The sequence below is a fragment of the Gemmobacter sp. 24YEA27 genome (assembly GCF_030052995.1).
Lineage (GTDB): Bacteria > Pseudomonadota > Alphaproteobacteria > Rhodobacterales > Rhodobacteraceae > Pseudogemmobacter.
Map to the genome: position 1 here is coordinate 1,003,769 of NZ_JASJPW010000001.1, position 25,518 is coordinate 1,029,286.

Below are 25,518 nucleotides of genomic sequence, written 5' to 3' on the forward strand. Positions count from 1 at the left end.
GCAACTGATGACCCTGACCTCTCTTCGCGGCGCATTTCTGGCGCTGGCCGCCAGTACGGCGCTGACCGGTGTAGCTCTCGCCGAGGACGCAAAGCCGCTGGCCGGCAAGACAATCGGCATCACCACGATCCGGGCCGACAATCAGGCCGACCGGCTGTTCTACCAAAGCGCTGTGGCCGAGGTCGAAGCGCTGGGCGGCACCGTGATCGGGCTGGATGCGCAGTCCAATGACCAGACCCAGATCGCCCATATCCAGACGCTGATCGCGCAAAAGCCAGATGCGGTGATAGAGATCCTCGGAAATCTCGAGGTGCTGGAGCCCTGGCTTGCGAAAGTGACCGAGGCCGGCATCCCGCTTTTCACCATCGACACCACATCGAAAGCGGCGGTGAATGTGGTGGCCTCGGACAATTACGGGCTGGGCTCGGCGCTGGCGCTGCAACTGGTGAATGACATCGGGGCCAAGGGGAATGTGTTGGTGTTCAACGGCTTCAACTCTGTGCCGCCCTGCCGCATCCGTTATGATCAGTTCCGCTATGTTCTCAAGGACTTCCCCGAGATCAATGTGATCTAGCCTGAGCTGCGCGACGTGATCCCGAATACCGCGCAGCGTGCGTTTTCGGATGTGTCCGATATGCTGACCAAATACCCCAATGACGGTGATATCAGCGCGATCTGGTCGTGCTGGGATGTGCCGCTGATCGGTGCCACCCAGGCGATCGACGCCGCGGGCCGCGCGGGCATCTATACTTACGGCGTCGATGGCAGCCCGGATTTCCTTGACCAGGTCGCCGACCCTGAAAGCGCCGGCGGCGCCGTGGTGGTGCAGCAGCTGGTCGAGATGGGAAAGGTCTCGGCCCGCAATGTCTCGGCCTATCTGAACGGGGAAACCGTGTCGCCGGTGACCTTCGTGCCCGGCATCATCGTCACCAAGAAAAACGCCGCCGAAGTCATCCCGACCCTGCCTTCGACCGACTGAAGGGGCGTATCATGACCACAGCACCAGACCCGCGCCTGCCGACTGTCGAGCTTCGCGGCATCGTGAAAACCTACGGTGCCTCGCAGGCCCTGCGCGGCGCGGATCTGGTGCTGCACCCGGCGCAGATCCACGGCCTTGTCGGCCAGAACGGCGCCGGGAAATCGACGATCATCCGCATTCTTGCAGGTATCGAACAGGCTGATGCGGGCGAGGTGCGGGTGTTTGGACAGCCCGTCCGGCATCCCAGTCCGGAGGAGATGGAGCGGCGCGGCATCCATTTCATCCACCAGGACAGGCTTTTGGTGCCAACCGCCACCGTGGCCGAGGCCATCGCTCTGGGACAGGAGCCGAAATTCGGACCCTTCTACAATGCGCGCCGGGCCAGGCGGCAGGCCGAGGATCTGATCCGGCGTCATTTCGGCCTTGCAATCCCCGGCAACCGGCTGATCCGCGACCTTTCGGCGGCGGAACAGAAGATCGTCCAGATCAGCCGCGCTCTGGCCTCGGATGCGCGGGTGCTGGTGCTGGACGAGCCGACCGCCGCCCTGGTGCGCCGCGAAGCTGAGAGCCTTTTCAGCACCTTGCGCAGCCTTCGCGCGCGGGGGCTGAGCATCCTTTTCATCTCGCATTACATGGATGAGATCGCTGAGATCTGCGACCATGTCACTGTTTTCCGCGATGGCCGCCATGTCGCCTCGCATCCCGTGGCCACAACCTCGATCCCCGAAATCGTCTCTGAAATGGTCAATCGCGAGGTAGGCGAGCTTTACCCGCGCCGCCACCATGCGCCCGGCAAGGTCGTGCTGAAAGTCGATGGTCTGGGCCGGGATGGCGTTTTCTCGGATGTCAGTTTCGATCTGCGCGCGGGCGAGGTGCTTGGGATTTCCGGCCTGCTCGGATCGGGTGCGAAAGAGATCCTTGCCACGCTTTTCGGCCTGACCCCCGCCGATCATGGCCGTGTTGACCTCGACGGCCAGGCCTATGCGCCGGGCTCGGCGCGCGCCGCTGTCCGGCAGGGCGTGGTGCTGGTTCCCGAAGATCGTCGTCGCCAGGGGGTCTCGGTCTCGCATTCGATCCGCGAGAATATCACGCTTGGCAATCTCGGGCTTCTGAGCCGTCTGGGCCTTGTCAACCGCCGCGCTGAACAGGGCCTTGCCGCGAAGGGCATTCAGGATCTGTCGATCCGCACCACCGGGCCTGCGCAAAAGGTCGCGGCGCTGTCGGGGGGCAATCAGCAAAAGGTCGTGCTGTCGAAATGGCTGTCTGCCAAAGCGCGGGTCTATCTGCTGGATGAGCCGACCGTGGCCGTCGATGTCGGCGCCAAGGTCGAGATCTACAATGTGCTGAACCGGCTCGCGGCTGAAGGGGCTGCTGTGATCGTGCTGTCTTCCGACCTTCTCGAACTCGCGGGGCTCTGTGATCGCGCGCTGATCATCCATCGTGGTCGGGTCGCGGGCCGTTTCCAGGGCGAGACCCTGACGCCCGAGCGCCTGCTGGCCGCGGCCAATGGCACCAGCGCGCGCAACCCCATTTCCGAAGGAGCCGCAGGATGACCCTGGCGCAGACCGAAATTCTTCCTGGCGCGGCGGGGAGGCGCTGGCTGAAATCCAGGGCCGGATCGCTTGCCGCCGGAGACCTCACGCGGCTGGTGGCGCTGGCCACGGTGGTGCTGGTCTTTGTGGCTTTCGCCCTGACGACACGCGGCTTTTTCACCGGCTGGAACATCCTGAACGTGGTCGAGCAAGCCGCGATCCCGGGGGTTCTGGCGCTGGCGATGGCGCTGGTGATCCTGACCGGCGGCTCCGATGTGCAGACCGGCGGCATCGACCTGTCTCTGGCGGCGAATATGGGCCTTTCGGCTGCGGTTTTCGCGGTCGCACTTCGTGCCGGGTGGAGCGAGCCTGCCGCGCTTGCCGTCACGCTGGGCACTGGTACCCTGGTCGGCGTGGTGAACGGGCTGGCGGTGGTGCGGCTTGGGATTCTACCGCTGCTGGCCACGCTTGCCATGAGCAATATCGTCGGCGGGCTGGAACTGGTGCTGACGGAAAACACCGTGATCCCGGCTGCGTCTGCGATCCTGAGCCTGCTTTCGGGCGGAAGTTTTCTTGGTCTTTCCAGCCTGACCTGGGTGCTGATCGTCGTGAGCCTTGTGGCGGCACTGATCCTCCATGGCAGCCCGCTTGGCCTGCGGCTTTACGCGACCGGCGGCCACCCGGAAGCCGCGCGCGCCGCCGGGGTTCCTGTCGCGCGCCTGCGGCTGGGCAGTTACGCGGTTGCGGGCTTTACCGCCGCTTTCGCCGCGATCCTCAGCGTTTCGCGGCTTTCGGCCTCTTCGACCGGCACCGGCGAGATGCTGCTGTCGATCCTTGCCGCGGCACTTTTGGGCACGGTGTTTTCACGACGCGGAGTGCCCACAGTTGCGGGCACCCTGATCGCGGTTCTGTTCATCGGATTCCTGTCGAACGGATTCCAGCTGAAAGGCCTGTCGAGCAACTGGGTCTCGGGCGTCCAGGGCGCGCTTATCCTCGCGGTGGTGGCGGCCACGGCCCTGAACCGCCGAAAGGGAGCCTGAACCATGAGTATCGCGCTGCCCCGCGCCGGGCTGATCGGCGAAAGACTGGCCGGCTCGGCGCTGCTGATCGCCTTTGCCTTCCTGTTTATGTTCTTCGCGCTCTCCGCCCCTGCCTTCCTGACTGCCGGTAACCTGCGAAATATCCTCGTCAATAACGTGGCCATCCTCGGCATCGTCGCCATCGGCATGACATTCGTCGTGAAATCCGGTGGCATCGATCTTTCGACCGGGGTGGCTGTGGACGCGGCAAGCTTTGGCTTTGCCTTTGCGCTTTCAGCCGCAGTCGCGGCCCCTTTTGCGATCAGTCTCGGCCTGGCGGCTGCTGTGCTGGTCGGCATTGCGAATGTGCTCCTGATCGCGAAGCTGCGGCTGAACCCGTTTCTTGCAACCCTTGCGCTGTTGTTCATCGGCCAGTCGGCGCAGCGGCTGCTGACCGGCGGCGGCAGCCCGATCTATCTGGGCAACAGGTCTTACGCCGAAACTCTGGGGGCGATTGGCCGCTCGGATGTGCTGGGCATTCCGACCCCTGTGATCGTTCTGGTGCTGGTGGCGGCCGGGGCCTGGGTCATCCTGCATCGCGGGCGGCTGGGGCGTGAGATCTCTGCCATCGGGGCCGCACCCGATGCCGCGCATTATTCCGGGATCAGCACGGCTTTCGTACTGGCCCGGGTCTGGCTGATCGCCGCGCTGCTGAGCGGAATAGCCGGTATCCTCCTGACCGCGACGGTGCGATCCTACATCCCGATATCGGGAAATGGCTATCTGCTCGACGCCATCGGCGCGGCCTTTATCGGCACCACCTTGCGAAGGGACGGCCGGCCTTCGGTTCATGGCACGCTGATCGGGGTCTTGCTTCTGGGCATGGTCCGTAATGGCCTTTTGCTGATCGGGTGGAATTTTTACTGGCAACAGGTCGGCATCGGCGCGCTTGTCTTCGCGGTGCTGGCGCTGAGCTATGGCTTGCGGCGAGAGGGGCTGCACAGATGAAGGCCGAGGTGAAAACCACCCGCGCGCTCGGGGAGGAGGCGCATTATGCCGCGCTGCGGCGCCGCTTTCAGCTGGTTTCTGACTGTATCTCTGAGGGGGCTGTCGCGCGCGAGAGACCGCGGCCGCATCCTGCCGCATGAGTCTGCCTCCCGGCCCGGCATCAGCCAAATGCGCGACTCTGTAAAGACGCCCAGCCCATGGCATCAATGTCATAGCTCGCGCCCAGGGCCGAATGCTTTGAGATTACATCTTTGATCCGGGCGGCGGTGCCATATCTGAACCCGACCTTGGCCCTGATATCGCGGCCGATCACGAGGTGGCGTCGGAACTGCCCTGTCGGCGCCGTCGCCAGAAATGACAGGCGCAGCGTGGTGCCGCTTTCGGGGCGCGGGGGGGCCACCGGCCAGGGGGCAAGGTCGGGCAGCAGATCGCGGATCCCGCCGAAAATCAGATGATCACTGCCGCATATGTGGGCGGTTGGGACGTGGGAAACCGGCAGAACCGCGCTCCACACCGCCTGTTCGCCGCCGATATTGCGAGATTGCGGCTGATTTTTGAACAGGGCGGTCGGGGCACGCCGAAAGGTCGCCTTCGGATCTCAGCTCTGAAACCAGAATGCGGCGAGCCCGCTCCCCCGACCGCAGGTTCTTGTAACTGGCCCGGACGCCGTTGTGGAGCAGGCGCGGCGGGTAACTCCCGGTCGCGAAACGCAGCTTCCGCCGATCAGGACCAGGTGACCGACGCCATCAATGATCCGGTGGCGCGCGCATTCCGTCCGCGTGCAGGTGCCGTTGTCACTGGTGGTGTTTTGCCAACAGACCCCGGCAAGGCGCGTAAGGCGCGGCGACAGCGCAATCTGGCTATGCGGCAGGACAGTCTCGCGAAATGGTGGTGGGAAAGGCGGCGGACATGAGCCGAACCTTGGCCTGAAGTGCCGGTCCCGCCAGCCGCATCCCGGCGAGCGCGCCTTGACTGACATTTGTGCGGGTAGAGGCACGGACCCGGGCCTGAATGCTGGGAGTGTGAAGCCTTATCCTCCGGTCCGCGAGCATGAGGCTGCCGGCGGCGAAACAGGTCCCCACGATATAGATGTAGGGGCGGGCACAGGTCTTACGGTCGGAACAAAGTGCCGTCCCCGCGGATTCCGACGAGAGGTGCGCCCGGACGGTTTGCACGCGGTGCTCAGGCGCCAAGACGCGGTCCATCATGATGGTTTTAGATCCCGATCAGCGCATGTCTTTGGTGGCCTCCATACGGCGCTTCAGATGGCCTCCGTCTGCCTCCGCCCGCGTAAATCTCCACGAAAAATGCAATCGCGGGCGGCGCCTTCAGGCTGTGTGATGCAGCGCCCGGGCGCGATAATCTGATCGCTGCGACCAGCGCAGCGATCAACCCGATCCCGCGCGGCGATGTCCCGGACAGGTAACGCGCAGAAATCGCCAGTCATCCGCTGCCCGCAATCATGCATGAGATCATCGTGATCGCTGATATGCCGGCGCCTGGCAAGATCGGCCGCGACTGCGCCCGGTCAACCGGTGATCAGCGCGAAGAGATGCGCCGGCGCATGGGCTGCCTGCATCCGCGCCAGCGCCTCTTCGCCCTCGGCCAGCCGGTTCAGCGCCCTGAGGCACATCAGATATTCGAAATCCATCCAGAAGGCGTAGATGTCGAACCAGAGAAACAGCCGCGTCCGTGCCGGCAGCGGGATCTTCAGCCCTTCGCGCGCGAGGATCAGCGCCATCTCCGGGCGCGCTTCGGCCCGCAGCAGCTGCACCAGATGGAACAGGCATTCGGCGCGGTCGGAACAGACTTCATGCCCCTTCATAAAGGCCTGGATCGCGCCTTCTGTATCGCCCGTCTTGCGCAGTTCGATTCCGAGCCCCATCCAGGACAGGTAAAGTTCATCCTTCCAGCCGCCGAGGTCGATGCGGCGGCGATACCAGTGGATCGCCTCATGCGAGGCGCCGGCATCGCGCCAGGAATTGGCACAATAAAACGCGTAGCGTGGCAGCAGGTCGCGGTCGGCGTCAGGCAGCGTCGCCACCGCTTTCGCCAGCATCGCGGCATCGCGCAGGAAGGTGACCGGATCGCGCGAGCGCGCCCCCGCTGACCGGCTGATCACCGCGTAATCGCCTGGCAGATGCACGACCTTTTCCGGCCCGCTGATGGGCGCACGGTCAGGCGCGCCCTGGAAATACAGCCCCTCATGCACCACGCCGCGCCAGCGGTAACGGCCATCATTGCGCAAGATCAGCTTGGTCGGATAGGTGATCGCCCCGCGCTTCATGTTCAGCGTCAGCGAGTCACAATCCTGCGGCATCCCGGGCAGGGTTCCTTCAAACCCGTCATCGGCGTCGAAAATCAACGCGAATTCGGCGCGGCCCTCGGCATCCTTCAGCGCATATTGCCGGTTGGCGCCGAAATTCTCCCAGTCGCGGAAGGCCAGCAGCCCGGGAATGCCGCGCGTCTCGAAGAAATCGCGGATGATCTGCGGCGTTGCATCGCGTGAGCCGGTATCATGGATCACCCAGGTCGAGATTTCGATATGGTCGAGGATATTTGCCAGCGTTTCCGCAATGATCGACGCCTCGTCGCGCACGATCATATTGAGACAGAGATCCATCCTCACCCCCATAACACCTGCGCTTTCTATAGCGCGGAACGGCTGCGGGGCGAAGGGGGCTCAGGTGGTGCGAGCCTTATGGGCGGTGATCTCGGTGCGGATGCGGGCGCGCTTGTACGCGTCGAAAATCGCCATGGCCCAGACGAAGAACCCGCCGGCATAGCGGCCAACAAAGGAAATTTCCGGCCCGGCGGTGATCAGGGTGAAACCGCCCAGCAGGAAGATGAAGAACAGGAATATCAGCCCGCGCAGCGGCTCGCCGTTCCAGACCTGGCCGGAGCCCGGGAGCACAATGGCAGACCCCAGCACGAGATAGGGGTTCGGGGGCGTTTTCATGCGGATTTCCTTGCGTCTTTGTCAGCGGCCCCGGCGAAGATATCGGCGCGCAGATCGGCCAGCGCCCCGAGAAGGGGCGCGAGGGTTTCTGGCTCCAGCGCATCGCGGCCCATCTCGGCCTCGCGGAAAATCAGATAGCGGCCGCGTTCGGCCTCATCAGCGAAAAAGGTCAGGCGCAGCCCCTCGGGGGCGATGATCAGCTCTTTGATGCGGGGGTTTTGCAGCAGATGCTGATGGCGTTGAAGCAGGGCGGCCTCGGCGGGAGAAAGCGGGCTCTCGCTGCGCAGGCAGGCGTCAAAGGGAAAATCCTGCGGCAGGATGGTCTGATGCGGCAGGGTGTCAAAGGTCGAGAAAGGCTCGATCCCGCGCGGGCGCACCATGAGGTCGATGCGCTGCGAGACCGGCAGCGCGCCGGGCTGCGTGACCAGAAGCCAGAGCACCGGCAGTTTCCGCCAGGTCAGCGTGTCGGGGATCAGTTGCAGATCGGTCAGCTGGCCGCCGATCTGGCCCGAGATGCGGGCGAAACCCGTGGGCATCACCGCGCGTCTGAGGCCGGTCATATGCGGAGCGATCAGGTCGAAATATCCTTCGCGCGCGGTGCGGCGGGCGCGGGTCGCGCGCGAAAGACGGAGGGCCAGAATGACCAGCCCCCGCCGAGAATAAGGGCGAGAATGCCCGCTTCCATTTCAGTAACCACGCGGTTTCGGCCAGGGCATGGTGAACTGCGCGCCCCGGTTGACGAAGCGGTAGCGCCAGAAGTGGAACCACAGCGAGACGACGATATAGAAGGCAATCATCGCCACAAGCTGGGTGCCATAACCGAGGAACACCGCGAAGAAGGTGGTGCCACACAGCGCAAGCAGCACGAAAGCCGGCACCGGATGGAACGGATGCTCATAGCCGCGCTTGATCGAATCGAGCGGCCATTTGCGGCGGAACAGGATGATGTTCAGCGGCATGAAAGTATAGCCGAGCAATCCTGAAAGGATCGAGAAGGTGATCACCTGATCGATCGGTGCACCAAGGGCGAAGATCAGCGCGATCGGCACCAGGAAGATGATCGCGCGATACGGGGTGCGATAGCGCGGATGCACCGCCCCGAACCAGCCGGGCAGATAGCGGTCGCGCCCCATCGCGAACCAGGCGCGGCTCGCGTCATTGATACAGCCATTGGCCGAGGCCAGCGTCGCGAACAGCGTGCCGATGCCCAACAGCACCATCAGGAAGGTCGATCCCGACAGCCGCGCGGCGTCAAACAGCGGCACCCCGGCCTGGCCAAGATACTCCCAGGGCATCAGGCCGGAGCAGACATACCAGGTCAGCGTGGCCGCAATCGCCAGGGTCATCACCCCGGCAAGCGTGCCGAAGGGCAGCGACCGCGCCGGTGAACGCACTTCTTCAGCGGCCTGGGTGGTGCCCTCGATCCCGAGGTAATACCAAAGCCCGAAATGCATCGCCGCCAGGATGCCAAGCCAGCCATAGGGCAGGGAGGCGGGGCCGCTCATCAGTTCCGCATGTTGCAACGGGCTGGTGGTGAAGATGCCCGAAGTCGCGAGGAACAGGATGATCACTGCCGAGAAGGCGATGGCGGTGATGACAAGGTTGAAGGTCAGCGTTGCCAGCACGCCGCGATAGTTCAGCCAGGCGAGGAACATGATCGCCAGGATGATGAACGGCCGCTGATCCAGCACGCCGGAATGGCCTGACATCGTGGCCACCGTATCGACGAGGAAGCCCACCGTGATCGCATTCGCCGCCTCAAGCATCGTATAGGCGAAGACGAGATAAAGGCCCACATTGAAGGCCATCAGCGGGCCGACGATATGCTTGGCCTGGGTATATTGGCCGCCGGCAGCCGCGACCGTCGAGGTGACCTCGGAATCGATCATCGCAACGCAGCTGTAGAGAATGCCTGCGAACCAGCAGGCGATCAGCGCCGCATAGGCACCGCCCTTTCCGACCGCGAAATTCCAGCCCATATATTCGCCCACCAGCACGATGCCGACCCCGAGCGCCCAGACATGGGCGGGGCCAAGAACGCGGGCAAGGCCGACATGTTCGGTTTGTTGTTCCTGTGCCATTCCCTCACCCCCGATGATGCTGTTCTTCGGTGAGCGCTTCCAGCTCGCCTTCGCGCGACGAGGTCAGAAACTCTTCACTGTATTGGCTGTCGGTCTTGATCCAGTCGATCACGATGAACACGCCAAACAGCGCCGATGCGGCCCAGGCCGCATATTCAAGATAGTTCCAGAGATCCATGTGCTGCCCTTACTCGCCGAATTTTTCAGCGATAACATCGCAGTATTCTTTTTCAGAAAACCGCAGCAGAATTGCGTAATAGCCCACGATGACCACGATCATCACGATCAGCGACGAGATCGAGAAGGAATAGTCGAAGCGCGCGGTGATCAGCTCGGCGGCGGCGGCCGGGTCGCTGAAGCCAAGCTTCTCCCATTGGCCGACCATGGCCGGGTTCTGGCCAAGTGCTTCCCAGGTGGGGTTCTCGACGGTGACGGGTTCCTTTGAAGAGCCGGCCATGCCCATCCACAAGGGGATGTAGAGCGCGCCGATGGCCATGATCAGAAGGACGATCACGTCAATGATCTGGCCGATCTTGCTTTGCACGGGGGCGGTATATTTAGCCATGTTTCCGCCTCCGCTTCGCGTCGCGGGCTTCATCAAGGAACTGGATATCCAGCCCATACATGAAGTCGCGGTCTTCGCGGTAATGGCGCAGCATCGCGAGAATTGCTGCGGTGTTGAACAGGAGCACAACGGCGCCGCCGGTCAGCAGCACCGCGCGCGTCGTGCCCGAAGGCGCGAGCGACCAGGTGCCGATGGCGACAAAGATGATCGCAAACCACAAGCCCAGAACGAAGGCCCATGCCACGGCGACATCGCGCCGGTGCATGGTCTCGATCCGTTTCGTCAGATCTGACACTTTGCATCCCTCCCTGAGGCCCTGATGATGGATATTTCCGCGCCGGGCCCTGGCGTTTGTTTTCTGTGTTTGAAAACTTTTTCCCCACAGTGAGCGCGTGCTGCGACATTCTGTCAAGTTTCTTGTGCAGGAAATTCAGGCTTTCTGCGCAGAAAACGGGCAGAATAAAAACGCTGAAATTTACGTCCGGGACGGCAGGATATTCCCGGGGATGGGCGTGATATTCTTGAATTTCCCTTTTGTTTCCGTTCTGTATTCCTTCGCCGCATCGCGGCATGCCGGTGCCCGCAAAACTCAGTCTCCTGCGCAGTGCGACCTGGGGCTTGTGACCGAAGATGAGTGCCCCGGTGCTGCGATCTGGCCCCCGATCTGGCGCATGGCCAGAGTCCGGGCCCGGCTCGTTCCCGATCTCGCTCGTTCTGGCAGGCAGAGAGGTGGGATGGCCCCGTCGTCGGGTCTGCAGCGCGCGCCCTTGTTTCCTTTGGTGCGCGGGTCGCAGCCGCGCAATGGGTCGATCAGACCGTCGGGCGTCGCACAGGCGCCGGATTGGGAGTGCCTGCTCAGCTTGAGCTGTGCGGAGCGCATTGCGGCCAAATCTGGGGTATCGCGCGCCCGATCAGCTCCGCCCCGGGGGCGCGATGCGCGCAGGACTCCCAATCGGGGCGCGCAGCTGTGAAGTGCCGGCAACCACCGTCCTGGCACGGCTTCGGGCGGATAATGGTCGCGGCAAGAACGTAAGGCTCAGGCCCGTTGCACCATGACCCGGTTCCGGCCCCGGCTTTGGCGCGGTAGAGCAACTGATCCGCCAGTGCCAGCGAATCGCGGGATTGCGCCAGCGCAACCGCAGGGACCACAACGCCGCCCCCGCTGACCGTCAGCCAGTCCGAGGTCTCTGAGCGTTCATGGGGGATCCTGGCATCTGCAACGCTCTGGCGGAAGCTGTTCATCACCTCCTCCAGGTCAGAGCAGCCCGGGAGCAGCAAGACAAACTCTTCGCCACCGTATCGGGCCGCCAGCTCACCGGCGCGCCGGGCGAATCTGGTCAGAGTGACCGCCACAGTGCGCAAGGCCTGATCCCCGGCGCCATGGCCGTAGTGATCATTATATTGCTTGAAATGGTCGACATCGAACAGGGCGATGCCGAAAACATCACTGCTTCGCGTGGTCTGGCGAGCCACGCGATCCATGGTTGCGTCAAAGCAACGCCGATTGGCGATGCCGGTCAGGCCATCCAGCGAGGCGAGCGCCTCCATCTCGTTGCGTTGACGGGCCAGTCGCAGATGCGTCATGACCCTGGCGCGAACAATGGCCGGGCGAATGGGCTTATGCACGAAATCGGCGGCGCCCAGCAGCAGCCCGCGCTCTTCATCCGTGGCATCTGACCTGCCGGTGATGAAGATCACCGGAAGATTGCTGGTATGTTCCGCTGCGCGAATGGCGCGCAACACATCATAGCCGTCCATCCCGGGCATAGAGACATCCAGCAAGACGAGGTTCACCGCCTCACGCGTCAGGATCTCGAGCCCTGATGGTCCGTCCCGGGCCATCAGCACCCGGAAATCTGGCTGCAACAGCTCTGCCAGCGCGACGCGGTTCAGCCGGTCGTCATCGACGACCAGAACCGTCGCGGGCTGAGAACCTGCCGGGGCGGTCGACGCTTTCATGCATCTGTCCTCCGCATCGTGGTGGCGAGTGCATCGCTGACCCCGCGCAGTGTGACGATCGCCGGTCCCAGCTCCAGATCCTCGAATTGTTCCAGCCCGAACCTTACCTGCTTTCGCAGATGTGTATCCGTCAGCCCCTCGGCCAGGGCATGCAGATTGGCACGTGCCGCAAAGTCACCGGCCGCGACCAGCGGCAGGGTGATTTCCAGCTGTTCCCAGGCCTCCTGGGCCGACAGACCTGCCGCACCCGCTTGCACCGGCTCAGCCTGCATCTCTGCGGCCAGCTGACGCAGCCCGGCCACGCATTCCGCCATCAACTGCCGGAAATGTTCCGAAACAGCCTGAACGCCGCCGATATCGCCCTGACGTGCGGCCGTCTCGACCGTGCCCGACATAGCGAAGAGGCTCTCTGCCTCGACATAGCCGACCACCCCCTTCACCCGATGGGAGAATTCCGCGATCCTGGTGATATCCGTCTCGACATTCATCTCTGCGAACCGTTCAGCCATATCTCCGAAGTCACGCAGAAAGCCGTTGATAAATCGCAAAAGCCGGTCACGCGAGCCGCCGAAACGACGCAGGAGTTTAGACAAATCGGCGCGGTATTCGGGTAGAGCGGGCGCAGGCGCAGCAGAGGGGTGGGAGCCCGGCGAGGGAGCCGATTCTTCCCCCGCATCCGTCGCGGTGATCAGATCACAAAGCATGCGGAACAGGGCCTGTTCATCAAGCGGTTTGGTGAGATGCGCGCTCATGCCGGCTGCGATACTTTCACGCTCGTCCTCGACCCTGGCCTGGGCCGTCAATGCGACAACCGGAAGGTTTGACCATTCCGGGCTGCGGCGGATCTCGCGGATCGCTTCAAGCCCGTTCATCACCGGCATATGCACATCCATCAGGACCGCGTCAAACCGGTGCTCTTTCATCCTCGCGATGGCTTCGCTCCCGTTTTCCGCCGTCGTGACCACCACCCCGACGAGGTCGAGGAATTCTCCAACGACCTCGCGGTTCAGGGCATTGTCATCGACGACGAGGATCTTGCGTCCCCCGAGAATCCGTTTCAGATCAGTGTTCTCCGTTATCTTTGGTTCCGGGGCGCGGTTGAAGCCATCGACCGGAGCGACCGACAGCACCTCCATGAACGTGTTGAGGATCATCGAACGCGTCACCGGCTTGAGCAGCACGCCCTGCAGGCCGATCCGGGTCGCCTCTGCCATCACGAGCTGGTGGCCATAGGCCGTCACCATCAGCACGGCGGGCATGTTCACCAGCTGCGCGTCGCTGCGGATGGCGCGGGCCAGTTCCAGCCCGTCCATCCCTGGCATACGCCAGTCTGAAAGCACGATATCGAAGGGCTCGTCTCCGGTCTGAGTGCGGTGCAGCAAACGCAATGCCGCCTCACCACTGTCGACCGCGACCGAATCCATGCCGAAACTGTCAACGATCTCAGAAAGCGCCACCCGCGCAGTTTCGTTATCATCGACGATCAGCACGCGCCTTGTGCCGAGGCTTGCGGAAATCTGCATCAGAGACCCGGGGACAATCTCGGGTGCGGCAGGTTCTAGTTCGACCGTAAAGCAGAAGGTGCTGCCATGGCCCGGCCGGCTTTCCACCCAGATCGTACCGCCCATCAGTTCGACGATGCGCCGGCTGATCGCAAGACCAAGCCCGGTGCCGCCGAATTTGCGGGCGGTATCGCTGTCCCCCTGGGAGAAGGGGCGAAAGAGCCCGCCGATCTGATCCTGACTGAGGCCGATCCCGGTATCTCTGACGGTGAAGAACAACTGATGCACCCCCGCAGGCGCCTCGGGAAGCGCGCAGATCGAGACGACCACATCGCCGTCAGAGGTGAATTTCACCGCATTGCTGACGAGGTTGGTAAGAACCTGGGCCAGCCGCAGGGAATCGCCGCGCCAGTATTGCGCCGTGCCGGGGGCCACCACGAAAGTGAATTCCAGCGCCTTTTCCTCGGCCTTGAGTGCGGTGACCGATGCGACCGATTCCAGCACGGATTCCAGCCGGAACACCGATTTCTCCAACACCATGCCACCCGCCTCGATCTTGGAAAAGTCGAGGATATCATTGATTATTCCCATCAGGACATTGGCGGAATCATTGATCTTGCCAAGATAGGCGCGCTGTTTGGGATCAAGCTGCGTCTGCAGCGCGAGCCGGGTCATCCCGATCACCGAATTCATCGGCGTGCGGATCTCATGGCTCATCGTGGCGAGGAAATCGCTCTTGGCATGTTCGGCGGCCTCGGCGTCTTCCTTGGCCCGGCGCAGCGCCTCTGCGGCCTTATGGGCCGGGGTGACGTCGAGGATGATCCCGTCCCAGATCCGCCCCGCCTCGGAAGCGCGCGGCGCCGAGCGGACCTGGATCCAGATGACCTCGCCATCAGGGCGAATCAGGCGGAATTCGCATTCGAAATTCGTGCCCGAAGCGGTCGCGAGACGCGAGGTTTCAAGATAGCGGGCGCGGTCCTCGGGATGTACGGCTTCGATAAAGAGCGAGGGGTCCCGGATCAGAGCGTCGTGAGGGATGCCGATCAGCGCATCGATGCCGGCGCTGACATAGGAGAAACGCATTTCCTTGCGCGTTACCGTCTCGCCTGTCAGACCAAGCTCGGGGGTCAGGAAATCGAGCCGGTAGATTGCCCCATTGGGCAGGCTGTCGGCGATGGCGGTCATCTGGGCGCGGGACGCCTCGCGCTCGCTGACATCCTGGACGGTGCCGCTGAGACCAGAGATGGCACCGGCCTCGTCGTGCAGCACGCCGCCGCGGATCTCAGCCGCGAAAGTGCCGCCACCGGATGTGTAATGCTGCACATCCACGGTATAGGACTCGCCGGTTTCAAGGCAGCGGGCAATGGCATCGCTTACCCGGTTGAAATCCGCTTCGGGCATCATCCGTTTCAGATCTTCCACCGTGACCAGGTCTTTGGTGGACCGGCCGTTCATTTCGGCCATCATTTCCGAAAAGCGGAATCTGCCGCTGGCAAGATCCAGCGTCCAGGAGCCGATCCTTGCAAGTCGCTCCGCCCGCTCCATCGCGTCGAGATTGGCGCGCGAGGCTGCCTCTGCGGCGCGGCTTTCTGCAAGCCGCCCGCGCATTTTACGGTCGGCCAGTTCAAGGCTGCGCCGCAGCGTTTCGAATTCACGGATACGGGCAGGTGGGATGCTGACGGAGGCCTCATCCGAGGTACCGCCGACGCGCGCGATCTTATCGGATCGCTGCGCAAGATCGTGAATCGGCTGCAGCAGACCACGCACCAGCACCAGTGCCAGCAGCAGTGCCACTGCGATCGTTCCCACCGACATAAGGATCATCGAGCGGATCGGGTGTTCCCAGCGGGCATCGAATGTGACCAGCGGCTCGCCGACCACGGCAACCCATCCCGGGGTATTCGGGATCTTCTGGAACGAGAACATGATGGCGCGACCCTCCATCGTGGTCGCCCGGAAGCTGCCGCTTTCGGCGCCCATGGCCGTCAGCTGTTCCCAGTCGGGCACTTTGCGCCCCAGCATACGGTCGCCATCGACCGAGCGCGCCAGCAGCCGCCCGGTGCCATCGGTGATCGCCAGCACGGCATTGCTCTCTCCCATGCTGTCATCAGTCAACGAGTGGAGCAGGCTGGACGGGTGGTCGGTGACCGCGACAACATGGATCAGCTGCCCGCCATCCGCCATCGCGCCTTCGGGAGCGGCTTCAGGATAAGCGATTGCCACCCGGGGCTGGTCGTCGTCAAACCGTGGAGGCAGCAGGTTTGAGACCTGCATTCTGCCGCTCTCGGCGGCCTGCAATACCAGTCGGGCGACCTCGGCTTCGCTGAACTCTGGTGCGATGATCTTGCCGGTGGCATCACGCCGCAGGGTGAAAAGCTTATAGGTGCCCTCTTCTTCGCGGTTGGGCAGGATCGAGACGCCCGGCGCTACCTCGTTGCCGTTCTGGCCCTGTCCGCTGCGGATCGCATGCAGCAGCCGCCCGGTGACGCTGATCTCGCTTTCAGTCGTGCGCGCGAGAATATGCGCGGTTTCCAGCAGCCGTTGCTCTGACAGGGTCCGGAAGGATTGTCCGACATTCAGCAAGGCCATTGCAACGACGCCCAGGGTCGGCAGGAGCACGACCAACAGGATTGCGATGATCGACATTCTGAGTGTCGGTTGGGTGATCCAGCCTGGCAGACGAACTCTCATGTTATCGGGATCCGGTAACCAAAGTAGGTGACTGTATCTTCTTTATGATACAACCCTTTCTGATAAGTGAAGCATTTAATACAACCAGAAATAGATGATCTGCCCGTTTTCGCGGGGGCAGGGGCGGTGTTTCTGTGCGATCGCTACGGGTCAGCGCTTCAGGCCGGCCGAAATCACGCAGAGAAGTTCGAAGAGAATTGTTGCACCGGTCAGCGCTGTCAGCCCGCCGATATCGAAAGGCGGAGATACCTCGACCACATCCGCGCCCCTGATGTTCAGGCCGGCAAGGCCGCGCACCATGGTCTGAGCCTCGCGGGTGGTGAAGCCGCCGATCTCGGGCGTGCCGGTGCCGGGCGCCATCGAGGGGTCGATCCCGTCAATGTCAAAGGTGACATAGCAGGGCGTGTCGCCCAGGATGCGATGCACTTCATCCACCACACCTTGTGGGCCAAGCCGGTCGGCCTCCTCGATATAGATGATGCGGATGCCATGGTCTTTCGCCCACTGATGTTCATCAGCGGCATAGACCGAGCCGCGAATGCCGATCTGCACGATCTTCTGCGGGTCGAGGATCCCCTCTTCGATGGCACGGCGGAAAGGGGTGCCATGGGTGTAGAGATTGTCGCCGAAATAGCGGTCATTGGTGTCGGAATGGGCATCGAACTGCACAAGGCCCAGCGGCCCTTCCCCCCGCGCCTTATGGATCGCACGCAGGACCGGCAGCGTCGTCAGATGGTCGCCCCCGACCGACAAGGGCAGCGCCCCCGCCGCACAGATCGCGGCAATCCCCGCCTCGATCTGCGCGAGCGCCGCCATCAGGTCGATGGGCTGCACTTCGATATCGCCGACATCCGCCACCGAGACCAGCTCATAGGGGATCACGCCCGAGACATGATGGCCGCGCCGCATCAGGCTTGACTGGTTGCGGACCTCGCGCGGGCCATGGCGGGCGCCGGCGCGGTTGGTGGTGCCGCCATCCCAGGGGATGCCGACCAGCGCGATATCAAGGCCCTCGGGTGTGTCCGGGGTGGGCAACCGCATAAAGCTCGGCCGACCTGCGAAACGCGGCACCCGGGAGGCATCGACGGGTTCATGGAGGATGCGGGTCATGTGATGGGCTCCTTACAGCGCGCGCGTCATATAAAGCGAATTCGGGTCATGGCTGTAATCGCCAAAGGCCTCGCATTCGGTGAACCCGGCCTTTTCATAAAGCCGCCTTGCCGGGGTGAAAATCTCTTCGCGCCCGGTTTCCAGCGAGAGCCGCCCGTAGCCATCCCCCTGCGCCGCCGCGATCAGATGCGCGAGCATCTGTGAGGACAGCCCACGCCCGCGCGCCTCGGAAAGCACATGCATGGATTTGATCTCGGCATGATCCGGCGTGATCCGTTTCAGTGCGCCCATCGCCAGGGGCGTCCCGGCCTCGCGCAGCACGAAAAACCGCGCATCTGCCGCCGCCAGCGCCGATTTATCCATCATATAGATGCTCTCGGGCGGGGTCTGAGCGTGCATATCAGCGGTATGGCGGTCAAACAGCAGCGCCAGATCGGGCGTGAGCGGGTGTTCTTCGGAAATGGTCGCGGTCATGGCGGATACCCCTTTGCACCGGGTAATGACTATCCAGGTCCCGGCGCGGGTCAAGAGCGCATGGCCGGGCGGGGGCAGAATGGAAAAGACCCCCCGATATGCCGGAGGGCCTTTGCGTTTCGGGGAGCGTCCGGTTCAGCCGGGCCGCTTATTCGGCGGGAACCTTATCCGCCAGCGCGGTCAGCGGATGCGCCAGATGCGGCAGCATCTCTTTCGGGCAGACCTGAAGGAAATTGCCGCGCTCGCTTTCCCATTCGGCAAGGATCCTTTCGGCCTTGCGCGAGCCGGTCTCGGCACGGTGACGTTCCACCAGCTCTTTCAGCTGGGCCTCCCAATGCGGGTGGCTAAGGCTGTTGGTCAGAAGCCCTTCCGGGTTGACCAGATCCGCAGCCCGGCCTTCTGGGTCGTAAATATAGGCCATGCCGCCGGTCATGCCCGCGCCGAAATTCGCGCCGACCGGCCCGAGGATCACCGCAACGCCGCCGGTCATATATTCGCAGCCATTCGAGCCGCAGCCCTCGATCACCACGCTTGCGCCCGAATTCCTGACCGCAAAGCGCTCGCCCGCGCGGCCCGAGGCAAAGAGGAAGCCATCGGTCGCACCGTAAAGCACGGTATTGCCGATGATGGTGTTGTCTTCGGCCTTAAGCGGCGAGGCCATTTGCGGCCGCACAACGATCACACCACCCGACAGCCCCTTGCCGACATAGTCATTCGCATCGCCCTGGACCTCGATCTTGATCCCGTTCACCGCGAAAGCGCCAAGGCTCTGCCCGGCATTGCCGGTCAGTTTCACCGTCAGATGGTCATGCTGCAGGCTGTTCTTCATTCCGAACTTGCGCACGATATGCGACGAGGCCCGGGTACCGATGGTCCGCGAGGTGTTTCTGACCGCATAGGACAGCTGCATCTTTTCGCCATCCTCAAAGAAGCGGTGGCCATCCTTGATGATCTCGGCATCCAGCGTATCGGGCACCGCATTGCGCGGCTTCGAGCGGTCATAGGTGATCTTCTGCGTGCCATCGACCGTGATCAGAAGCGGGTTCAGGTCAAGGTCATCAAGGCTTGCGGCACCGCGCGAGACCTGGACCAGCAAATCCGGCCGCCCGATGATCTCATCCATTGACCGCGCCCCGATGGAGGCGAGGATTTCCCGCACTTCCTGCGCGTAGAAGGTGATCAGGTTCACGACCTTATCGGCATTGCCGGTGAACTTGTCGCGCAAAGCCTTGTCTTGTGTGCAGACGCCGACCGGGCAGGTATTCGACTGGCACTGACGCACCATGATACAGCCCATCGCGATCAGTGCGGCGGTGCCGATGCCGAACTCTTCCGCGCCCATCATCGCCGCCATGACCACATCGCGCCCGGTCCGCAGGCCACCGTCGGTGCGAAGCGTCACCCGCTCGCGCAGGTTGTTCATGGAAAGCACCTGATGCGCCTCGGTCAGACCCATTTCCCAGGGCAGGCCGGCATATTTGATCGAGGTGCCGGGCGAGGCCCCGGTGCCGCCATTATGACCGGACACGAGGATCACATCGGCTTTCGCCTTGGCGACACCGGCGGCAATCGTGCCGACGCCGGAGGCCGAGACCAGCTTCACCGTCACCTTGCAGCGCGGGTTGATCTGTTTCAGGTCATAGATCAGCTGCGCCAGATCTTCGATCGAATAGATATCGTGATGAGGTGGCGGGCTGATCAGCGTCACGCCCTTGGTGGAATGCCTGAGCCGCGCGATCAGATCGGTGACCTTCATCCCCGGAAGCTGGCCACCCTCGCCGGGTTTCGCGCCCTGGGCGACCTTGATCTCCAGCTCTTCGCAGGCGTTCAGATATTCCGCCGTGACGCCAAAGCGTCCCGAGGCCACCTGCTTGATCTTGGCGCAGGGGTTGTCGCCATTCGGGAACGGGTGCTGATGTGCCGGGTCTTCGCCGCCCTCGCCGCTATCCGACTTGGCGCCGATCCGGTTCATCGCGATATTCAGCGTCATATGCGCCTCGGGCGACAGCGCGCCCAAAGACATGCCCGGGGTCACGAACCGTTTGCGGATCGAGGTGATGCTTTCCACCTCTTCAATCGGCACCGGTTTCCCCAGCGTCTTGATGTCCAAAAGGTCGCGCAGATGGATCGGCGGGTTCGACCGCATCGCGGCGGAATAGGTCTTCCACAGATCATAGCTTGCGCGGTCGCAGGCCGCTTGCAGCATATGCATGGTCTGGGCTTCCCAGCCATGTTTCTCGCCCGAGCGCCGCGCCTTGTAGAAGCCGCCAATTGGGAGCACATCCGCGCCGCCGAGCCAGCCACGGGCATGGACCTCTTCCAGCTTCTGCTCGACGCCGTGCAGACCGATCCCCGATATGCGGGAATGCATGCCGGGGAAATACTCGGCGACCATCGCGCGTGACAGGCCCACGGCTTCGAAGTTCAGACCACCACGGTAAGACGAGATCACTGAGATCCCCATCTTTGCCATGATCTTCAAGAGCCCGGCGTCAATCGCATCGCGGTAGCGGCGCATCGCCTCGACAAGGCTGCCTTCCAGGAGGCCCCGGTCGATCCGGTCAGCGATGCTGTCCTGCGCAAGATAGGGGTTCACCGTGGTCGCACCACAGCCGATCAGCACCGCGAAATAATGCGGGTCGATACATTCCGCCGAGCGCACATTGATCGAACAGAAGGTCCTGAGCCCTTTGCGCGTCAGCCAGCTGTGCACGGCTGACGTCGCGAGGATCATCGGCATGCCGACCTTCTCTACGCCCTGATGCTCATCGGTCAGGATCAGCTGGCCTGCGCCAGACCGCACCGCGTCTTCGGCCTCGGCCCGGATCCGTTCCAGCGCATTTTGCAGGTCGTTCAGGGTGGGGCCGACCGGGAAGGTGCAGTCGATAAAGGCGACATGCTCGCCGAACTGCTTCACCATCGCGTCGAATTCGGCATTCGCGACGAAGGGGCTTTCCAGCACCAGGATCTCGGTCTGGCTGGAGTTTTCATCCAGCACGTTGCGCAGGTTGCCGAAGCGGGTCTTCAGCGACATCACCCGGCCTTCGCGAAGGCTGTCGATGGGTGGGTTCGTCACCTGGCTGAAATTCTGGCGGAAGTAATGCGACAGCGGCCGGTAGATTTTCGACAGCACCGCCGGCGGCGTGTCATCGCCCATCGAGGCGATCATTTCCTTGCCGTCTTCCGCCATCGGCGCGAGCACCTGCTCCAGATCCTCGACCGAATAGCCGGCGGCGATCTGACGCTTGCGCAGTTCCGACCCGGCATAAAGCGCATGTTCCGGCAGCGCGTCGAGATCGGGCGACAGATGGGTGATCTTGCCGACCCATTCGCTATAGGGCTGGGCGGAAGCGAGTTTGTCCTTCATCGCGGTGTCGTGGTAGAGCTTGCCCTCGACCATATCGACCGCGATCATCTGGCCCGGCCCAAGCGCGCCTTTTTCGCGGATGGTCAGCTCATCCACCGGCACCATCCCGGCCTCGGACCCCGCAATCAGCAGCCCGTCGCCGGTGATCACATAGCGCATGGGCCTGAGCCCGTTGCGGTCCAGCCCACCGCAAACCCAGCGGCCATCGGTCATGGCGAGCGCCGCCGGGCCATCCCAGGGCTCGATCACCGAGTTGCAATAGGAATACATATCCGCCCAGGCCTGGGGCATGGTGTCGGTCTGTTTCGACCAGGCTTCCGGCACCAGCATGGTCTTGGCCATCGGCGCCGAACGGCCCGAGCGCACCATCACCTCAAACACCGCATCCAGCGCACCCGAATCCGAAGTGCCGCCCGGGATGATCGGCTTGATGTCTTCTGCCATCTCGCAGAAAGCGCTCGATGCCATGCGGATCTCGTGCGATTTCATCCAGTTGACATTGCCCTTCAGCGTGTTGATCTCGCCGTTATGGGCAAGCATCCGGAAGGGCTGCGCCAGCCACCATTGCGGGAAGGTATTGGTCGAATAGCGCTGGTGGTAGATCGCGAAGGCCGAGACGAAACGCTCGTCCTGCAGATCGGGGTAGAAGACCGATACCTGTTCCGCGAGCATCATGCCCTTGTAGATCACCGAGCGGCAGGACAGCGAACACAGATAGCAGCCATAGATCCCCGAAGCGGTGACCGCTTTCTCGATCCGGCGGCGGATGATGTAGAGCTCGCGCTCGAACTGCTCGCGGTCGATTTCCTTTTCACAACGGATCAGGATCTGTTCGATCTCGGGGCGGGTCGCGTTGGCTTTCTCGCCCAGCACCGAGATATCGACCGGTACATGGCGCCAGCCATAGATATAATGGCCCATGCGCAGGACTTCGGTTTCCACGATGGTCCGGCAGCGTTCCTGCGCCGCGAAATCGGTGCGCGGCAGGAAGACCTGGCCAACCGCGATCCATTTCTGCGGATCGGGCTCGTGGCCGGTGCGGCGCACCACGTCATAGAAGAAATCGACCGGGATCTGGACATGGATCCCGGCGCCATCGCCGGTTTTCCCGTCGGCATCGATCGCGCCGCGGTGCCAGATCGCTTTCAGCGCGTCGATCCCCGCCTGCACGACCTTGCGCGAGGGCTTGCCCGAGACCGCTACGACGAGACCCACGCCGCAGGAGGAATGTTCATCCTCATCGCGGTAAAGGCTGTGCTCGCCCATGAAAGCACGTTTGGCTTCTTCGGCTTTCGCCCAGGCCTCATCATAGATCGTCATGGCTCACTCCTCTTGGGCTGGCGGCGGAAGCATCGCCATAAACTCTGCTTCCGTTATCTGTCTGGCCGGACCGGCAAAGGCGAAAGCCTGGGGCCGGTGATCGACATAGATTTCATTGGCAAGGGTCACGCCGGACAACTGGTCCATCAGACCCGCCGCCAGGTAATAATCCGCAGGGGCCCCGGGTGCGGTCAGCCGATACCAGAGCGAAGAGCCGCATGTGCCGCAAAATGAGCGTTCGGCCCAGTCTGACGAGGCAAAGCTGCGCACCGCCTCCTGCCCTTCAATGCGGATATCGGCCTCGGGAACGTCGAGGGTGACCAGCGCCACCCCCGTCCAGCGCCTGCACATGCTGCAATGGCAGGCATTCACCTCATGCGGGGCATTCGAGACGGTGACCCGCACCGCACCGCACAGGCATTGTCCGCGTGCCTCAGTCGCCATAGCGTGCCCTCCAGAGCCGCTCCAGCGCCGGATCGGCAGGAGCCTCGGTCATCAGCGGATCGCAGTCATAAAGCGGGCGGGGGGAGGCGAAGCCGGGCTCTCCGGGGAAGATGAAGTCGATCGGGCTGCCGTCGATCGGCAGCCATTGGCCATCGCCCAGATCGCTCTGGCCGGGGCCGGAAAAGAACAGCCGCATCTCGCGCGAAACATATTCATTGCCGCGCGAGCGCCGGACCTGGGCGCCATCGGCATCAATCTCGGAGGCCTCGAATTCGGTCTCTTCCAGCACGACGCCGTCAATGGTCACGCTGCGACCGGTCAGCCGGTCAAAGCCGGTTACAGTGGTGTCAAAGCCGGTATTGCGGGTCAGCGAGAATTCAAACGTGTCGATCCCGGTTGCAATCAGCTCCGAGAATGAGGCCGGATCGGCGGCGTTCGGCGCCAGCATCTGCACCGTTCCGGCGCCTTCGCCTTCGCTGATGCTCTCGACCCATTCGGTTTCGGCATTGATCCGCGACCGGAAGAAAAGCCCCTCCTGATCGAAATCGGCGCGCCACTGATCGCCTTTCTGATCGGCAGTGCAGGTATAGTAATTCGACACCCGGCAGCCCTTGGCCTGCACGGTCATAAAGATCTCGCAGCTTTCCGGAGCAGACCAGGTCCGCGCCCCGGCAAAGCCCGCCAGCAGCGGCAGCAGCGCGGAAGACAGGGTGACGGTGAAAAAGCGGTTCATGTCGGCGAGACCTCGTAATCAGGGAGCATTGCCCCCGACTGTACCTTGCTTCTGAGAGTATCGGTATTCACTTCCAGGCCATCTTCGCCGGAGAGGATCAGTGCGAGGGGTGCGGATGACGGACCTGCCTCGCGTCTTCACGGCCCATGCTGCACGGCCCGCTCGGGGTCGTGAGGGAGGCCGCGTGAAAGGGCCTGGCTGCGGACGGGGCAGGGGATACCGCCGCGGCGCAGAGCAGAGCAAGGCAACGGATCATGTCTCTTCTCCCGAAAAGGGTCACTCGGCCGCGACAGCGGCATGACCAAGGGAGTCGATGATCGCATCTGCCGCCTCGCGGCCGTCACGGATCGCCCAGACGACAAGGCTCGCACCGCGCACGATATCACCCACGGCATAGACACCCGGGATCGAGGTCGCATGCCTGCGGAAATCGGCCTTGATCGTGCCCCAGCGGGTGACGGTCAGTTCGTCCACGCCCCAAAGCTTCGGCAAGGCTTCGGGTTCGAAGCCAAGCGCCTGCACGACCAGATCGGCGGGTTCGACATAATCGGCGCCCTCGATCACCTCCGGTGACTGACGGCCCGAGGCATCAGGCGCGCCAAGTCGCATCTTTTGCACCATCACGCCTTCGACCTCTGTGCCGCCCGAAAACCCCTTCGGTGCCGCGAGCCAGACGAAGTCTACGCCTTCCTCTTCGGCATTCTGCACCTCGCGCTGGCTTCCGGGCATATTGGCCCGGTCGCGGCGATAAAGGCATTTCACCGAAGTTGCGCCCTGGCGGATCGCGGTGCGCACACAATCCATCGCGGTATCGCCACCGCCGATGACCACAACGCGCTTGCCGGCAGCGTTCAGGCTGCCATCCTCATATTCCGGCACAGAGTCGCCGAAGGACAGCCGGTTCGACACCGTCAGATAGTCGAGCGCTTTCACAATGCCGCGCGCGCCCGAGCCGGGGGCCTCGATCTCGCGGATCTTATAGACGCCGGTGGCGATCAGCAGGGCGGTGTGGCGTGAGCGGATTTCCTCGAACGAGAGGTCAACGCCGACCGTGCAGTTCAGGACAAACGTGACGCCCGAGGCTTCCAGCTGTTCGACCCGGCGCATGACGACCGGCTTTTCCAGCTTAAATCCCGGGATGCCATAGGTCAGCAGCCCGCCGGCGCGGTCATAGCGGTCATAGACGGTGACCTGCACGCCGGCGCGGCGCAGCCGTTCCGCCGCCGCGAGCCCGCCTGGGCCTGCGCCTATGATGCCGACCGATTCCGTGCGTTCGCTATGGGGGATGACCGGCTGCACCCAGCCTTCTTCCCAGGCGGTATCGGTGATGTATTTCTCGACCGAGCCGATGGTGACCGTGCCATGGCCGGATTGTTCGATGACGCAATTGCCTTCGCAAAGGCGATCCTGCGGGCAGATGCGGCCGCAGATCTCGGGGAAGGAATTGGTTGCCTGGCTGATCTCCCAGGCCTCTTTCAGCCGGCCCTCGGCAGTGAGGCGGAGCCAGTCGGGGATATTGTTGTGCAGCGGGCAATGCGACTGGCAATAAGGCACGCCGCATTGGGAGCAGCGGCTGGCCTGTTCGGCCGCCTTTTCTGCGGCGAATTCGCGATAGATCTCGTCGAAATCCTGATTGCGGTCAGAGGCTTTGCGTTTCTCGGGCATCTCTTTGCCCAGGGAAACAAATTTAAGCATCTTTTGCGTGGCCATGGCTGCGCTTCCCTCAAAGCAGGTTCCGGGTGCGCCTTCCTACATCTGAGGGGATTTGAATAAAA

The 25,518-nt window shown here is 63.0% G+C and carries 20 protein-coding genes and 1 pseudogene; 5 read left to right on the forward strand and 16 right to left on the reverse strand.

Annotation, left to right across the window (positions count from 1 at the left end; genetic code table 11):
* Positions 1–7 precede the first annotated feature (7 nt).
* From QNO18_RS04955 to QNO18_RS04970, 4 genes and pseudogenes are all read left to right on the forward strand, one after another.
* A pseudogene (locus tag QNO18_RS04955) lies at positions 8–979 on the forward strand (sugar ABC transporter substrate-binding protein).
* Between the two features lie 11 nt (positions 980–990).
* On the forward strand, positions 991–2,532 hold the full coding sequence (locus QNO18_RS04960) for a sugar ABC transporter ATP-binding protein (RefSeq protein ID WP_283176784.1): 1,542 nt from the start codon (positions 991–993) through the stop codon (positions 2,530–2,532).
* Positions 2,529–3,551 (forward strand): ABC transporter permease, encoded by a 1,023-nt coding sequence (locus tag QNO18_RS04965; protein ID WP_283176785.1) that lies wholly within the window; start codon positions 2,529–2,531, stop codon positions 3,549–3,551. Before QNO18_RS04960 ends, QNO18_RS04965 begins: the two co-directional genes overlap by 4 nt.
* Before the next feature lie 3 nt (positions 3,552–3,554).
* On the forward strand, positions 3,555–4,538 hold the full coding sequence (locus tag QNO18_RS04970) for an ABC transporter permease (RefSeq protein WP_283176786.1): 984 nt from the start codon (positions 3,555–3,557) through the stop codon (positions 4,536–4,538).
* A gap of 160 nt (positions 4,539–4,698) precedes the next feature.
* Here QNO18_RS04970 and QNO18_RS04975 read toward each other — a convergent pair whose 3' ends face one another.
* Positions 4,699–5,052, reverse strand: a complete 354-nt coding sequence (locus QNO18_RS04975; protein WP_283176787.1) for a hypothetical protein — start codon at positions 5,050–5,052, stop codon at positions 4,699–4,701.
* A gap of 219 nt (positions 5,053–5,271) precedes the next feature.
* On the opposite strand from QNO18_RS04975, the gene QNO18_RS04980 reads away from it, so the two are divergent.
* Positions 5,272–5,451 carry a hypothetical protein gene (locus tag QNO18_RS04980; protein WP_283176788.1) on the forward strand — a complete coding sequence of 60 codons (180 nt, stop codon included), beginning with the start codon at positions 5,272–5,274 and terminating at the stop codon, positions 5,449–5,451.
* 615 nt (positions 5,452–6,066) lie between these two features.
* Here QNO18_RS04980 and QNO18_RS04985 read toward each other — a convergent pair.
* The 15 genes from QNO18_RS04985 to QNO18_RS05055 all read right to left on the reverse strand — a co-directional run bounded on the left by QNO18_RS04985 (position 6,067) and on the right by QNO18_RS05055 (position 25,453).
* Positions 6,067–7,161, reverse strand: coding sequence for a glycosyltransferase (locus tag QNO18_RS04985; protein ID WP_283176789.1), 1,095 nt, complete (start codon positions 7,159–7,161; stop codon positions 6,067–6,069).
* A 60-nt stretch (positions 7,162–7,221) separates the two neighbouring features.
* A complete protein-coding gene (locus QNO18_RS04990) occupies positions 7,222–7,497 on the reverse strand; it encodes a hypothetical protein (protein ID WP_283176790.1) in 276 nt (91 codons plus the stop codon).
* On the reverse strand, positions 7,494–8,057 hold the full coding sequence (locus QNO18_RS04995; protein WP_283176791.1) for a hypothetical protein: 564 nt from the start codon (positions 8,055–8,057) through the stop codon (positions 7,494–7,496). The genes QNO18_RS04990 and QNO18_RS04995 overlap by 4 nt, the downstream gene beginning before the upstream one ends.
* Positions 8,058–8,183: 126 nt before the next feature.
* Positions 8,184–9,578: an amino acid permease gene (locus QNO18_RS05000; protein ID WP_198837338.1), complete on the reverse strand. Its 1,395-nt coding sequence runs from the start codon at positions 9,576–9,578 to the stop codon at positions 8,184–8,186.
* A gap of 4 nt (positions 9,579–9,582) precedes the next feature.
* Positions 9,583–9,756, reverse strand: a complete 174-nt coding sequence (locus tag QNO18_RS05005) for a hypothetical protein (RefSeq protein ID WP_092900846.1) — start codon at positions 9,754–9,756, stop codon at positions 9,583–9,585.
* Positions 9,757–9,765: 9 nt separating this feature from the next.
* Positions 9,766–10,143, reverse strand: a complete 378-nt coding sequence (locus QNO18_RS05010; protein WP_283176792.1) for a hypothetical protein — start codon at positions 10,141–10,143, stop codon at positions 9,766–9,768.
* Entirely contained in the window at positions 10,136–10,438 is a 303-nt protein-coding gene (locus QNO18_RS05015) for a hypothetical protein (protein ID WP_283176793.1), read from the reverse strand. The genes QNO18_RS05010 and QNO18_RS05015 overlap by 8 nt, the downstream gene beginning before the upstream one ends.
* 560 nt (positions 10,439–10,998) lie before the next feature.
* Complete coding sequence (locus QNO18_RS05020) at positions 10,999–12,102, reverse strand: diguanylate cyclase (RefSeq protein WP_283176794.1); 1,104 nt, start codon at positions 12,100–12,102, stop codon at positions 10,999–11,001.
* Positions 12,099–16,295: a response regulator gene (locus QNO18_RS05025; RefSeq protein WP_283176795.1), complete on the reverse strand. Its 4,197-nt coding sequence runs from the start codon at positions 16,293–16,295 to the stop codon at positions 12,099–12,101. Before QNO18_RS05025 ends, QNO18_RS05020 begins: the two co-directional genes overlap by 4 nt.
* 150 nt (positions 16,296–16,445) lie before the next feature.
* On the reverse strand, positions 16,446–17,405 hold the full coding sequence (gene speB, locus QNO18_RS05030; RefSeq protein WP_283176796.1) for an agmatinase: 960 nt from the start codon (positions 17,403–17,405) through the stop codon (positions 16,446–16,448).
* A 12-nt stretch (positions 17,406–17,417) separates the two neighbouring features.
* Positions 17,418–17,879 carry a GNAT family N-acetyltransferase gene (locus QNO18_RS05035; protein WP_283176797.1) on the reverse strand — a complete coding sequence of 154 codons (462 nt, stop codon included), beginning with the start codon at positions 17,877–17,879 and terminating at the stop codon, positions 17,418–17,420.
* A 148-nt stretch (positions 17,880–18,027) separates the two neighbouring features.
* Complete coding sequence (gene gltB, locus QNO18_RS05040) at positions 18,028–22,566, reverse strand: glutamate synthase large subunit (protein WP_283176798.1); 4,539 nt, start codon at positions 22,564–22,566, stop codon at positions 18,028–18,030.
* A gap of 3 nt (positions 22,567–22,569) precedes the next feature.
* Positions 22,570–23,010: a GFA family protein gene (locus tag QNO18_RS05045; RefSeq protein ID WP_283176799.1), complete on the reverse strand. Its 441-nt coding sequence runs from the start codon at positions 23,008–23,010 to the stop codon at positions 22,570–22,572.
* Positions 23,000–23,743 carry a hypothetical protein gene (locus QNO18_RS05050; RefSeq protein ID WP_283176800.1) on the reverse strand — a complete coding sequence of 248 codons (744 nt, stop codon included), beginning with the start codon at positions 23,741–23,743 and terminating at the stop codon, positions 23,000–23,002. The genes QNO18_RS05045 and QNO18_RS05050 overlap by 11 nt, the downstream gene beginning before the upstream one ends.
* A gap of 276 nt (positions 23,744–24,019) precedes the next feature.
* Positions 24,020–25,453: an NAD(P)-dependent oxidoreductase gene (locus tag QNO18_RS05055; RefSeq protein WP_283176801.1), complete on the reverse strand. Its 1,434-nt coding sequence runs from the start codon at positions 25,451–25,453 to the stop codon at positions 24,020–24,022.
* Between the last annotated feature and the right edge of the window lie 65 nt (positions 25,454–25,518).